Annotated in this window: 10 protein-coding genes and 1 pseudogene; 3 read left to right on the forward strand and 8 right to left on the reverse strand. The window is 39.4% G+C overall.

Annotated features, from left to right (window positions below; all coding sequences use genetic code 11):
• The first annotated feature begins 47 nt into the window (after positions 1 to 47).
• The gene (gene yegD, locus AC0L7Q_RS04210) at positions 48 to 1412 is read left to right on the forward strand and encodes a molecular chaperone (RefSeq protein ID WP_413401438.1); all 1365 of its coding nucleotides are present in this window, start codon (positions 48 to 50) and stop codon (positions 1410 to 1412) included.
• 4 nt (positions 1413 to 1416) lie between these two features.
• On the opposite strand, the pseudogene AC0L7Q_RS04215 reads toward yegD, so the two are convergent.
• From AC0L7Q_RS04215 to AC0L7Q_RS04225, 3 genes and pseudogenes are all read right to left on the reverse strand, one after another.
• Positions 1417 to 1879, reverse strand: a pseudogene (locus AC0L7Q_RS04215) (methylglyoxal synthase).
• Positions 1880 to 1894: 15 nt separating this feature from the next.
• Entirely contained in the window at positions 1895 to 2527 is a 633-nt protein-coding gene (locus tag AC0L7Q_RS04220) for a LysE family translocator (protein WP_418157335.1), read from the reverse strand.
• Between the two features lie 152 nt (positions 2528 to 2679).
• Positions 2680 to 3855: a multidrug effflux MFS transporter gene (locus tag AC0L7Q_RS04225; RefSeq protein ID WP_413401441.1), complete on the reverse strand. Its 1176-nt coding sequence runs from the start codon at positions 3853 to 3855 to the stop codon at positions 2680 to 2682.
• A gap of 184 nt (positions 3856 to 4039) precedes the next feature.
• Between AC0L7Q_RS04225 and AC0L7Q_RS04230 the strand changes: the two genes are divergently transcribed.
• Complete coding sequence (locus AC0L7Q_RS04230; RefSeq protein WP_413401442.1) at positions 4040 to 4513, forward strand: hotdog fold domain-containing protein; 474 nt, start codon at positions 4040 to 4042, stop codon at positions 4511 to 4513.
• Between the two features lie 84 nt (positions 4514 to 4597).
• On the opposite strand, the gene AC0L7Q_RS04235 is transcribed toward AC0L7Q_RS04230, so the two are convergent.
• The 5 genes from AC0L7Q_RS04235 to AC0L7Q_RS04255 form a co-directional block, all read right to left on the reverse strand.
• Positions 4598 to 5080, reverse strand: coding sequence for a bactofilin family protein (locus AC0L7Q_RS04235; RefSeq protein WP_178955509.1), 483 nt, complete (start codon positions 5078 to 5080; stop codon positions 4598 to 4600).
• The gene (locus AC0L7Q_RS04240) at positions 5070 to 6233 is read right to left on the reverse strand and encodes a M23 family metallopeptidase (RefSeq protein ID WP_413401443.1); all 1164 of its coding nucleotides are present in this window, start codon (positions 6231 to 6233) and stop codon (positions 5070 to 5072) included. The genes AC0L7Q_RS04235 and AC0L7Q_RS04240 overlap by 11 nt, the downstream gene beginning before the upstream one ends.
• Positions 6234 to 6376: 143 nt before the next feature.
• Complete coding sequence (fahA, locus tag AC0L7Q_RS04245) at positions 6377 to 7690, reverse strand: fumarylacetoacetase (protein WP_413401444.1); 1314 nt, start codon at positions 7688 to 7690, stop codon at positions 6377 to 6379.
• A 211-nt stretch (positions 7691 to 7901) separates the two neighbouring features.
• On the reverse strand, positions 7902 to 8948 hold the full coding sequence (gene hppD, locus AC0L7Q_RS04250; protein WP_076918939.1) for a 4-hydroxyphenylpyruvate dioxygenase: 1047 nt from the start codon (positions 8946 to 8948) through the stop codon (positions 7902 to 7904).
• Positions 8949 to 9460: 512 nt separating this feature from the next.
• Positions 9461 to 10960: a peptide MFS transporter gene (locus AC0L7Q_RS04255; protein WP_413401445.1), complete on the reverse strand. Its 1500-nt coding sequence runs from the start codon at positions 10958 to 10960 to the stop codon at positions 9461 to 9463.
• Positions 10961 to 11703: 743 nt separating this feature from the next.
• Here AC0L7Q_RS04255 and tyrR point away from each other — a divergent pair.
• A complete protein-coding gene (tyrR, locus tag AC0L7Q_RS04260) occupies positions 11704 to 13260 on the forward strand; it encodes a transcriptional regulator TyrR (RefSeq protein WP_008109548.1) in 1557 nt (518 codons plus the stop codon).
• Positions 13261 to 13315 lie beyond the last annotated feature (55 nt).

Raw genomic sequence — 13315 nt, forward strand, 5'->3', positions numbered from 1 at the left:
GCAATTATGCTAAATTGCGCGGCCTTTTTAGTGATGTTTGGTGATCTATGTTCGTTGGTTTTGATTATGGTAGTTCTAATTGTGCTATGGGTGTTTTAAATAAAGAGCGTGTTCAGCTCATTCCTTTAGAGCAAGGCAAACATTATCTTCCATCAACTCTATACACCCATCATAGTGCTTTAGTCGTTGATTTTGTAGCTCAGCATTTAAACGGCTCAGAGCATGAACATGCTTACAAAACCGCGCGCCAACCATTACTTAATACGCTTGCGCGAATTAAATCAGACCTAGACCTACAAGCCGGCGACGAGACTCTATTCATCGGCCGTGAGGCGATTAGCGAGTATGTGCAATTTCCCGAAGAAGGTTATTTTGTAAAATCGCCAAAGTCTTTTTTTGGCGCTACTGGCTTAAAGCAAGGACAAATTAATTTTTTTGAAGATATTGCCACAGCAATGATTTTAAAAATAAAACAACGTGCCGAATCATCGTTAGGGTATACGCTAAGCCAAACAGTTATTGGTCGCCCAGTGAATTTTCAAGCGGTTGGTGGTGAGCAGTCAAACCAACAAGCCGTGAGCATTTTAACACGCGCAGCAAACCGAGCCGGCTTTAAAGATGTGGAATTTTTATATGAACCACTTGCCGCTGGGATTGACTATGAAAGTGATTTAACCCAAGACCAAAAAGTGCTGGTAATTGATATAGGCGGTGGTACAAGTGACTGTTCATTTGTACAAATGGGGCCAAGTTTTAGGAATAAACAACAACGAGATGCAGACTTTTTAGCACATAGCGGAAAGCGAGTAGGCGGCAATGATTTAGATATTGCTCTGAGCTACCATGGTTTGATGCCGTTACTCGGTTTAGGGAGTACTTTTAAATCGGGTTTACCTTTGCCGAATCAAGCATTTTGGCAGGCATGTAAAATTAACGATGTTAATTTACAAAGCCAGTTTTATAGTGCCCAGCACTATCGTGAACTAAGCGCCCAATTACGCGATGTGAGTGCGCCTGATTTATATAAACGGCTAATCCATTTACAGCAAAATAAGCAAGGCCATCAATTAGTTCAACAAGCTGAAGCGGCAAAAATTGCACTAAGCTCATCTGAAAACTTTAATTGTGATTTAACATTTTTAGATTCATCACTTGATAAAGATATCTCTATTAATGAATTAGCATTAGCCGTTGACGACAGTATTAGCCAAATAGTGACATTGGCAAAACAAGCTATTGCAGATGCAAACACCACTCCAGATGTAATTTATTTAACGGGTGGTAGTGCGCAATCACCACTGATCAAAGCGGCTTTAAAAACCCACTTAGGCGACATTAAAATGGTTAACGGTGATCACTTTGGCAGTGTCACCGCAGGCCTGACTAAATGGGCGAGTATGCTTTATAAATAAGCTGCTATAAAGAAATTTGTCGGGTTGCGAGGTACTTTTCGTAATCTGGCAAAGAACGCTCAAATTCGGTGTCCATAAGGGGAGAACTGAGTAACATATCAGCGCTTACTTCATTACAAGCAACAGGAATGTTCCACACCGCGGCTAAACGAAGCAATGCTTTTACATCGGGGTCGTGCGGTTGAGATGCCAGAGGATCCCAAAAAAGATTAACACATGAATTTCATGTTCCGCTATTTTAGCGCCAAGTTGCTGATCACCACCCATAGGTCCACTGAGTAATTGTACGACATTCAAACCGGTGGTTTTTTCTATTAAATGTCCGGTTGTTCCAGTGCCGTATAGCTTATGTTTACTTAACATTGGAGTGTGTTTTTCACACCACAATTTTAGCGCGGTTTTTTTCCATCATGTGCAACAAGGGCTATGTTTTTCTTAGCTGGAAGAGATTGTATTTTTTGGTCCATGCTGATTCTTATTAGTTAGAGTAATAAATTGATAGCCAAGGCAATAAATACAATGCCGGTGAACCTATCAATCCAGAGCTGGCTATTTGGGTGATTTCTAAAAAATTGAGCTATTTTATCACCGAAATAAATATACGTGCAGTCGATAGGAAAAGCAAAGATTGGATAAAGCAGGCCAAAAAAGGCCAACTGAAAGGTTGCAGATGACAAGCTAGGGTCTACAAATTGTGGGATAAAAGCAATAAAAAACAAAGCTACCTTAGGGTTAAATACTTCGGTCATCATCGCTTGAAACATCACATTTTTGTTTTTACTAGTTGTAACATGAGGCTTATCATTTTGTTCGCAAATGGGGGGCTTAAAGGTGCCTTTAAGCATCATAAAACCTAAGTAACATAAATAGGCTGCACCTGCATATTGTACGCTGGCATACGCTGTTTCAGAGGCTTTTAAAATAGCGCTTAAACCGACAACCGCAAAAAATGTATGTACTACGCCACCTAAGGCAAAGCCAAAAGCACTCTGCATGCCTGCTTTTCGCCCATTTGCAAAAGTTTGCGCCATTAAAAATGCGTTTGATGGTCCAGGCGCAACGGCCATGAGAAAACTGGCGAGTAAAAATGAGAGTAAAAAGTCAGGATTGATCATTGCACTTGATTCAAAATATGTTGGTAGTTAATGTTATCAAGCATATAGAGAAATAAAAAGCGGGCATATTGCACGCTTGGTAAAGAGTTTTAACTTCAGTGCTAATTGCCTGTGGTGATTATTATTCACAGGCTCAGCAAACGTGCATTTTATTAGGCATATTTAGTATAACGAAACAGTAAATAAGAAAAAGGAATTAATAATAAAAAGTGTGTACCAATGAGCTCAGGGGTTGATAAGTTTAAATATTGAGTAATAAACACTAATAAACTTGCCCCACTCATTTGCATCGCTCCCAAAAGAGCTGAGGCGGTGCCAGCTTGTTTAGGGAATAAACTCAAAGCACGCCCAGCAGCAGAGCCAAGTGTTAAAGCAAAGCCAAAGGCTGCAATAAACATAGGGATCATTAATGCTAATGGGGTTTTGTATTGGCTTAATAGAAGCATCAGTAAGCCTGCACTCACTAACAACACAAGACCTGCTTTTAGAGCTCTTTTTGGTTGGCGTTTAATGTAAATAGGCATGATAAAGCTAGCAAGAATACTAAGCACTGCATTGAGCGAGAACCAAAAGGTAAAGTCGGCTACGCTGCCACCTAACTCAGTAATAAGCCAACCAGGAGCCAGTGTTACAAATACTAATATAGCTGACATAGTGACCATACATAACAAGCTATTAAATAAAAATAACGGAGTTGAAATAATAGGGAGAAAGCGCCTTAAATCTAAGATATGCCCTTGGTAATAGCTGTCTGCTGGCCGTGTTTCTCTGAACAAGAATAAGGTGACAATAAATCCCAATAGTGCAAAACCAGTTAAAAATAGAAAGTTCATTTGCCAACCAAACTGCACGGTTAACCACGCACCTAAAATGGGTGCTAACGCTGGTATAAAGCACACTATGCCGTTTAGGTAGGTAATTATTTGGCCACTGCGTTCACTGCCAAACTTATCTCTTACTATTGCAAAGGCAACAACAAAGGTAGCGCATGCGCCTAACCCTTGAATTGCACGGGCAAACATTAGTATTAAAAAGCTAGGAGCATAGTATGCACCTAATGCCGCCAATCCATATAAAGTTACTCCCGTTAAGGCTATCGGCTTACGTCCAAAACGATCAGCGAGAGGGCCTGCAATTAATTGCCCCAGACCAACAGTAAGCATAAAAATAGCCACCGTTTGCTGTACTTGTTTTTCGCTCACTGAAAATTGCTCTGCAATAGTAGGAAAGGCAGGCAAATAAATATCAATGCCCATAGGACAAAAAATGACGAGTAACGCTAAGATCAGCAATAGAATTAAGTTTGGTTTAGCGGGCTGTGTTTGCATCAGGTCTCCTTTTGTCGGTATTTTAAGTGGCGACTGATGAAAAAGAAAGGGCTTATGACCGAAGTATCAGACATGTTACCTACTTTTAACTTTATTATGATTATTTTTGTGTAAGTATCACACTTCTTTAAACTGATCCGATGTGTTAATTTGCTTTTTAAGTTAAGACAATGGAAAAACAATAATGAGTAATGAGTCTGCATTAATAAAAACGTGGCATAAATTTAAAAAGCTGCCGTTTGGTAACTGGCTGTTTAGCAAAGCTGTGTGTTTTAAAGCGCCTTACTTTGGCTCTATGAAACCGACGATTTTAGATTTAAAAGCAGGGCACTGTAGCGCTGTGGTTAAAAATACTCGTCGTGTGCACAATCATATTGGTACTATTCACGCTATCGCTCAATGTAATTTAGCTGAGCTGTGTGCGGGGGTAATGGTTGATGCAACGGTACCTTATAAAACCCACCGTTGGATCCCTAAGGGAATGACAGTACAGTACTTGGCTAAGGTAGACACAGACGTTACTGCTATCGCTGAGATTGACCTGCCTCATCAATGGGTTGATAAAGAAGACCTAGTAGTACCGGTAAAGCTTTACAATACGCGCAAAGAACTGGTGTTTACTGCAGATATAACCATGTACATAACACAGAAAAAGTGAGCATATAAGACGCCAAAGGGACTTTAAAGAGGCAACTAATGGTTTAGCAGAATAGGTGAGCTAAACCATTTGAAACTAATGCAGTTAGCTTTTAGCAGCAGGCTGCTTATTTACAAACGAAAGCCCACTGTCTTCATTATCAACAATGGCCTTTACATCGTGAACCGGTTTTGGCTTATCTTTAGTATGTTCTATGACTTCTTTTTCAAAGCGTTGCTTTAAACTACCTTCAATAATAGCACCGGCCTCTATGCTTAGGGTGTCGTGAAAAATATCGCCAAGTACATGGGCATTATTTTCAATCTTCACTTCACTTGCATTTAAAGAGCCTATAATTTTACCTTTAACAACAACACTGCTTGCCTCAACAACGCCTTCAACAACACCTGAGGTGCCTATTACTAAATGTTCGGCTTTAATGTCACCGTCGATACGTCCATCGAGTTGTACTTCGCCTTGGCTTACTAAAGAGCCCGTTATACGCACATCGTTAGAAATGATTGAGGGAGTGTGACTCACTCGCTTAATGGATGAGTCTGTTTTTACTTGTTTATTTTTACCAAACACGAGAAAGCGCCTTTGTTATTTTTAGTGGATTGACATGCTTGTCGTCTATTAATACTTCATAGTGTAAATGAGTACTTGTACTTCTTCCGGTACTGCCCATTAAGCCAATGACATCGTGCTTTGTGATAGCTTGACCTTTTTTAACATTAATTTTGTTTAAGTGACCAAAGCGCGTTACAACACCGTTTTTATGCTCTAACTCTATAAAGTTACCATACCCGCCATTACGGCCTGCACGAAGAACAATGCCATCGGCAGGGGCAAAAATTTCTGTTTTATGCCACCCAGCTAAGTCGATACCTTTATGAAAAGCGCGCCTTTTATTCATTGGGTCTTTTCTAAGCCCAAAATTACTAGAAATGTAATACTTAGCAGCAGGCAAAGGCAAAGTATTTGGCAACGCCATTAAAAAACTCTCAAGCTGGTTTAACAGCAATAACTTATCGGCAATGGCAAGAAAAGTACGTGGTATTTTACTTTCATCGAGTATATCTAGCGGGCCACCTTGCGCCGTTGTTTGTGTGCTTAATGTTAGATGTTGCGCCAGTGCACTCTCAAGAACCGTGCCTTGAAGTATTTCTATAATCGCATCGTGCCGTTGATTAATTTGTGCGGCTAGTAACGTGAAATTAGTATCGTATTGCTGATTTAATATGATGTAGCGCTGCTCAAAGCTAGTTACACTGTTTTGTGCGTGTTTATTTTGTGTTTTATCTTCTTCGAGCGGCTCATGAAATTCGCTTTCGTTCTCATTGATAGGAGAAGATTCAAGCTCAGCCTCTAATTTTATTGCATCTTTACTTATAGAAGCTGGGAGTGATTCAATCATACCTTGTAATAAAGCTTGTTTTTGTTCTAGTTCAGCTAACTGCTCTTGTTGCAATGCGTAGCGTTGTTGCTGTTGCTTTACTTTTTGTTGCCATTGTACTTGCTTATCAAACTGAGTTTGCTCGATATGAGAAATTTGGTGTGTTTGCATATAAACACGGATACTCGAAATACTGATCCATGCAATAGCAATGAAAATAATAGCAAGCACAGAAACCTGTAACCAAGGCGCCAAAACAACATGCTTTACTTCACCATTTTGGCGAATAAGCAGCTGACGAGCTGGAAAATGCTTATGAAAGAAAGATTTTATAAATACAGGCATGTCACATATACACTGGCTATTAACGGATTTAAGATAGCAATTTGAACTAAAAAAGCCAGAAAAAAATTGTAACTTCGGCTTAATTAATAAAAAAGGGCGGCTTATTCAGCAACCCTTTTTTATTAGTTTATTGATTTTATGTATTATTTTGCTGGTAGTATGGTGCTCTCCACAGAGCCAAAGCCAATTCGTGCAAAGCCTTCTTTTTCACACCAGCCACGCATTATAACGTTGTCGCCGTCTTCCAAGAAGCTACGCTGTTCGCCATTGCTTAAAGTTATTTTTTCTTTGCCACCACGAGAAAGCTCAAGTAATGAACCCGCTTCTTCGTGAGTAGGTCCTGATTGCGTGCCAGAGCCCAGCATATCGCCTGGCATAAAGTTACAACCGTTTACGGTATGGTGAGTTACCATTTGCGCTACAGTCCAGTATGAGTGTTTAAAGCTAGACTTAGACACTTGAGTTGGGTTGTAGCCTTCATCACGCATTTTTTGCGTTTGAATTTTAACATCCATTTGAATATCAAATGCGCCTTGATCACGGTTAGCCGTTGATTCTAAGTACTCTAGTGGCTGCGGATCGTTTTCATCACGCGTCCAACTTGTTCTGTATGGTGCAAGTGCTTCGGTAGTTACAATCCATGGAGACACGGTTGATGCGAAGTTTTTAGCTAAGAATGGACCCAGCGGTTGGTATTCCCATGCTTGTAAGTCACGTGCTGACCAATCGTTGAAAACACAAAAGCCGAATACATGCTTTTCAGCATTTTCAATTGCAATAGCATCGCCAAGCTCATTACCTTTACCTAGATAAATACCTAGTTCCAACTCGTAGTCAAGGCGCTTACATGGACCAAATGAAGGAACTTCTGCATCTGGCGCTTTAGTTTGTCCTTTAGGGCGATGAAACTGCTGACCAGACACCCCAATAGACGATGAGCGACCATGGTAACCAATCGGCACCCATTTGTAATTTGGTAGTAATGGGTTATCAGGACGGAATAAACTTCCTACGGCAGTCGCATGATAAATCGATGTGTAAAAGTCAGTGTAATCGCCAATGCGACACGGTAGAGCAAATTCAATTTCGGTTTGAGGTATGAGCGCTTGTGCTAGTTGCTCTTGATGAGCAGAACCTTCACGTAATGCTTTAGACAGTGCTAAACGAAGCGCTGACCAATATTGCTCACCTAATCCCATAAATTCGTTCAAAGTCGGGTTACTTGCAGATGTAACGGCAGTTTGGGCGTTACCTGAAAAAATACCGAGTTCATTTACTTTTGCTAAATCTATAACTTGGTCGCCAATGGCAACAGCACCACGAAAAGCTTCATTGCTGTTTTTGCGACGTACTTCTGCAAATGGTAGGTTTTGAATGGGGAAGTCACATTGTGCATCATTTGCTGATGCTACCCAGCTAGTTAAATTTATATCATGGGTTTCGTTAATTAAACTCATTACATTTCCTTTGGTTTAGTTGGTCGCGCTAATCAGTATAAATATCAATTTATTAAATAAGAATATAGCACCCGATAATTTCATATTTTACCTAGCTATATGGTGATGAAAAACGCGATTTAAACACACAGAGAGATAGTTTTACCTCTCAATTACGATTAAACGACAAAAAGCAGCGAAATACGCTGCTTTTTAAAGTTACTTTATTTGCTTATAAAACGCCGCGGCGTTCTTGATCTCGTTCAATTGATTCAAACAGCGCTTGGAAGTTACCTTCACCAAAGCCGCCATCATCAACTCGTTGAATCATTTCAATGAAGATAGGACCAAATAAGTTTTTAGAGAAAATTTGCAGTAAATAGCAATCTTCGCTTTGGCTATCAACAAGGATTTGATGTTCACGGATTTTTTCTTTGTCTTCTTTAACCCATGGAACACGATCAAAAATAGTATCGTAGTACTCTGGAATAATATCTAAAGTAGCGATAGTCGATTTATCAAGCTTATCTAGTGAGCTTACTAAGTCGTCAGTTAAGAACGCCAAATGCTGCACACCTGGGCCATTGTATTCACCTAGGTATTCATCAATTTGGTTATTATCGTTACCTTTACCTTCATTGATTGGAATAGAGAAGGTGCCACATGGTGATTTTAATGCATATGAAAGCAGGGCTGTTTTTTGGCCCTTAATATCAAAATAACGCACTTCGGTAAAACCAAACACATCTTTATAAAAGTTAGCCCATGTTTCCATAGTACCTTTATATACGTTGTTGGTTAGGTGGTCGATACGTAAGAAGCCTTTACTTTCTACTTTGTTTGGCTCGCTCAGATCCTCGAAATCATTATCGTAAATAGAGCCTTTATCACCAAATTGTTCAATAAAGTAAATTAAGCTATCGCCAATGCCGTAAATAGCAGGGTACGGTAAGTCTTTATTTGCTGCATCAGTGGCAGGCTTAGCGCCACGCTCAACCGCTGCTTCAAATGCTGCTTGAGCGTTCTCTACACGCCAGCCCATAGAACAAATTGCTGGGCCGTGGTTTTTAGCAAACTCAGCTGAAAAGCCGTCGCGTTCATTATTTAGTAAAAAATGAATATCGTTTTGATTGTAATAAACAATGTCTTTACCTTTGAATTTTTTTAATTTTGAAAAACCAAAATCGGTAAACACTTTGTCCATGTAATCGGCATCGGGCGTTGCGTATTCAGTAAACTCAATACCAACCAAACCTAAAGGATTATTTACTTCACTCATTATAATTACTCCCGCAATTAAGCACTGCGATTATTAGTTATCGTATTGCCTGCATGATTAACTAGATTACTGCTTTGGGGAAGAGGGTGTTGTGATTTAGTAAATGGCGCGTGTGTAAATTTTACGGGACGGTTAGCAAAGCATGACATTTATTTACATACGAGCCTAGGTAAGTAAAAATTAGTTAGCTAGAATAATGTATGAATTTTAAATGTAACCTATTGATTTTATTTGTTTTAAATTTATTTTTCCATCTGTTTTTTTAGTTCTTATACACTAAAAAAAGAGCGGTTTTTGTATTTTATTGTTTACACTCAACCTGAGCGTAGCTGCTTACGACATTAACAAAACAATAGATACTGAGGGGTTGATTCACTAACTCCACTTACTGTGTAGTATGTATTACGCTGTAACAAATAGGTTAGCCATAAAAATACCCCCTGCAGTTAGCTGCAGGGGGTATTTAATATCATTAATCAAAGCGCATAATTACGCGTTGTGATTAATTTAAATTATTGGGCTGGTGAGGTTTGCTCTAAACCTTGTTTTTCCCATACCTTAGCTTTGAAGCTCATCAGTACTAAGATGATACCTACACCGATACTAAATAATGCAATTTGTAAGTAAAGGTTAGGAATTTCTGCAACATTGTTAGGATCAAAGTTACCAGCAAGTAAGCCTGAAATTACGTTACCAATTGAGTAGGTAAGTACAAATACACCCATCATTTGACCCGTATAGCGACGAGGAGATAATTTACTTACCGCACTCAATGCAACTGGGCTTAAACAAAGCTCACCCACTGTATGTAAGAAGTACGTAGTAACCAGCCAGTAAGGAGCTACTTTTAAGCCTTCAGCTGCGTAATGCGCTGCCATGAACATAACTAAAAAGCCTGAAGCCATAATAACGAGGCCCAATGCACATTTTACGCTATAAGTGGGCGATACCATTTTCTTAGATAAATTAATCCAAAGAGCGGCAAAAAATGGTGATAGGGCAATAATGAATAACGAATTTAGAGATTGGAACCAAGTCGTTGGAATTTCAAATGTGCCAATAAGACGGTCTGTGTAGTCACGAGCAAATAGGTTTAATGAAGAGCCCGCTTGTTCAAAGCCAGACCAAAAACACGCAGAAGCAACACAAACTAAAAACAGCGCCCACATTCTTTGCTTTTCAGCGTCGGTTAGTTTGCCTTTAAAATAAACAAGGCCAAAGTAGATGAAAAAGATAACAGTAAATACAACTGCTGTATAACCTGCAACAATAGTCGGGTTAATAACTATAGTGCCTGTCATCGCTGCAGCAGTCACGCCGGCAACAACAATTACAAACGCAGCAATACCGCCCCATGCACGTGAAGCTCCTTTAGGGCTTAATGGGTTCGCAGGTAACGAGCTATGATCTGGTAAGTTATTAAGTGTACGTTTGTATTGTATTAAACCAATAGCCATACCTACAGCAGCCGCACCAAATGCCCAGTGCCAACCTACGTTTTCCATAAAGTAACCACAAACGTAGTAACCAATTAAAGAACCTAAGTTAATACCCATGTAGTAAATAGCGTAACCACCGTCACGGCGTTCATCTTCGTCAGTATAAAGCTGACCAACCATGGCACTGATATTAGGTTTAAGTAAACCAGTACCCGTTGCGACAAAGATTAAACCAATGAAAAAAGAATATTCATGTGGAACGGCTAAAATAATGTGGCCACACATGATGATGATACCGCCGTACCATACTGCTTTTTGACCACCAAATAATCTATCTGCTAACCAGCCACCAGGTAAACCTAAAAAGTACACTGAACCTGTGTATAAGCCATAAATTGCAGCAGCAGAAGCAACGGTAAATCCTAGGCCTTCTTGTTGTAAACTTGCTGTCATAAATAATACGAGCATAGCTCGCATACCGTAATAACTCATTCGCTCCCACATTTCTGTGAAAAATAGGGTCGAAAGTCCTTTAGGGTGACCAAACCAGCCACTGTCAGAATTTGAACTCATATTTACTTCCTAATTCATTATTGTTTTGATGACCTTGTGGTTTTTTATTTAGCTAAATTGGTACTTTTTAAAAGTATAATAAATGCTCGATCATCAGTGTTTTTATGCAGCTAAGGTAATGGTTTGCTAAACGCAGCTATACGTTTAGGTAAGAGTCACACCCTTATCCTAGTTACAATTGCGCCTAAGTATACATAGACCTTTGTACGAGGGGAAGCGTTGAGCGAGCTATCACACATCCGTTATGTAATTGTTAAATACTAGGGGGTAAAACCCTAGTTGTTGCGATAAACACTTAAGCTTATCAAAAAAGATATTTAACAACACAAGTAATATTGTCTTTGCTAAGCTAGCTTTTAATTGGTTTTAAGTTCTATTGAAAACATATAAAACCGCTTTATTTACCAGGGGTTACAGGCACCAAGTTATTCAACAATAGTTAACCTTTACTACTTTATTTTAATAATCATGATTTAGATTAAACATGAGCAAATATTAGCGTATACACAGCAATGATCAGCTCAATTGCAGAATATAATTTATACAATGTTAGATTAGCTATATTTACAAGTAATAACCCCGAGTTTTAGTAAATAGTTAAGATAAATATTTTAAGCGCTTTGAAAAAGCGCTTTAGGTAGTAAAAAACATTTTTCGTCCAAATTTCTTTACAATAAACTATGCTGATAATCATAGTTAGCGTATTATTCACGCCAATTAGTTTTTTCCTTTCCTGAGGGTGTATGCGTTTAGATATTCACTGTGCAGACCGAGTTGGTATTGCTCAAGAGATTCTTAATATTTTAGTTAGCTACAATGTTGACTTAAAAGGAATTGAAGTCGACTCAGTTAATTGTCGTATGTATGTGAGCTTTCCTGAAATTGAATTTGAACAATTTCAAAAGATTATGCCTTCAATTCGATTGATTGATGGTGTACATGATGTACGTACCACCGCGTTTTTACCTTCTGAACGTGAGCACAATGAATTAAACACCTTATTAAGAGCACTTCCTGATGGTGTTATATCTATTGATGCTAAAGGCTGGGTACGCCTGTGTAACGACGCGGCGTGTAAAGACTTACAGCTAACAGAAAAAGAAGTCATTGGCGCCAATATCAATAATTTACTTAAAGGGTTTAATTTTACTCGTTGGTTAGAAGGCAAAGAAGTGCTTGGGCAAACTACCCGTGTAGAAGTGGCAGGTGAAGACTTTATTGCCGATATTTTACCTATTGCTGTACCACAAGGCAGTGAGGGGGATGTGTTAGCGGGCGCGGTAATTAATATAAAATCGCAAAGCCGTCTAGGCCAACAAGTGAGTGCATTTAGACGCTATGGCCAAGAAAGCTTTGCGACTATTCATAATTTTAGCACGGCGATGCGTCGTGTGGTGCGCGAAGCGCGAAAAATGGCGCAACTTGAAGCCCCCATTCTTATTACGGGTGAAACGGGTACGGGTAAAGAGTTATTAGCGCGAGCTTGTCACTATGCATCTAACCGCTCAGTAAAACCGTTTATTGCTTTATCGTGTGCCTCGTTACCAGATGATGTTGCCGAGTCAGAGCTTTTTGGTTACGCCGGATATGAAGAAAACGCAGCGCCTAAACGCGGTGTACTTGAACAAGCGGATGGTGGAACGGTATTTTTAGATGAAGTGGGCGAAATGTCGACTCAACTCCAAACTAAATTACTGCGCTTTTTACAAGACGGTACGTTTAGAAAAGTAGGCGACGAAAACGAAGTTAAAGTAAATGTACGCATCGTTGCTGCTACCCAAAAAGATTTACCAGCAATGGTACAAGAGGGCGTATTTAGAGAAGACTTATACTATCGCATTAATGTACTAACGCTAGAAATTGCACCACTGAGAGATCGTAAAGCCGATGTTGGCCCACTTGCTGAGCATTTTATTCAAAAGTATGCGCAGCAAAATGGCCATACTGTGCCTGAGTTATCTGAAGAGTGTTTAACATTTTTACAAGATTACCCATGGCCAGGTAATGTACGCCAATTAGAAAATGCGATTTACCGTGCGGTATCCTTGTTGGAAGACAGTGAACTGCGCGTTGAACATTTACAGTTACCCACGTTTACCCATGATTTAGGCTATTTAGAGTCTGATTTTGAGGGCTCGCTAGATCAAGCGGTTAAGCGTTTTGAAGCTACTTTATTGCGTAAACTTTATCCAGCTTATCCAAGTTCACGTCAGTTAGCTAAACGCTTAGGACTTAGCCATACAGCAGTAGCTAATAAACTACGTGATTACGGTATTAACCGTAAAACGGTTAAAGTTTAAAGATAGATATTAAAACAACCTTTTTTAGTGATTGACCCCTTGGTGCAAAAATACC

The organism is Pseudoalteromonas sp. KJ63-1 (assembly GCF_055808145.1).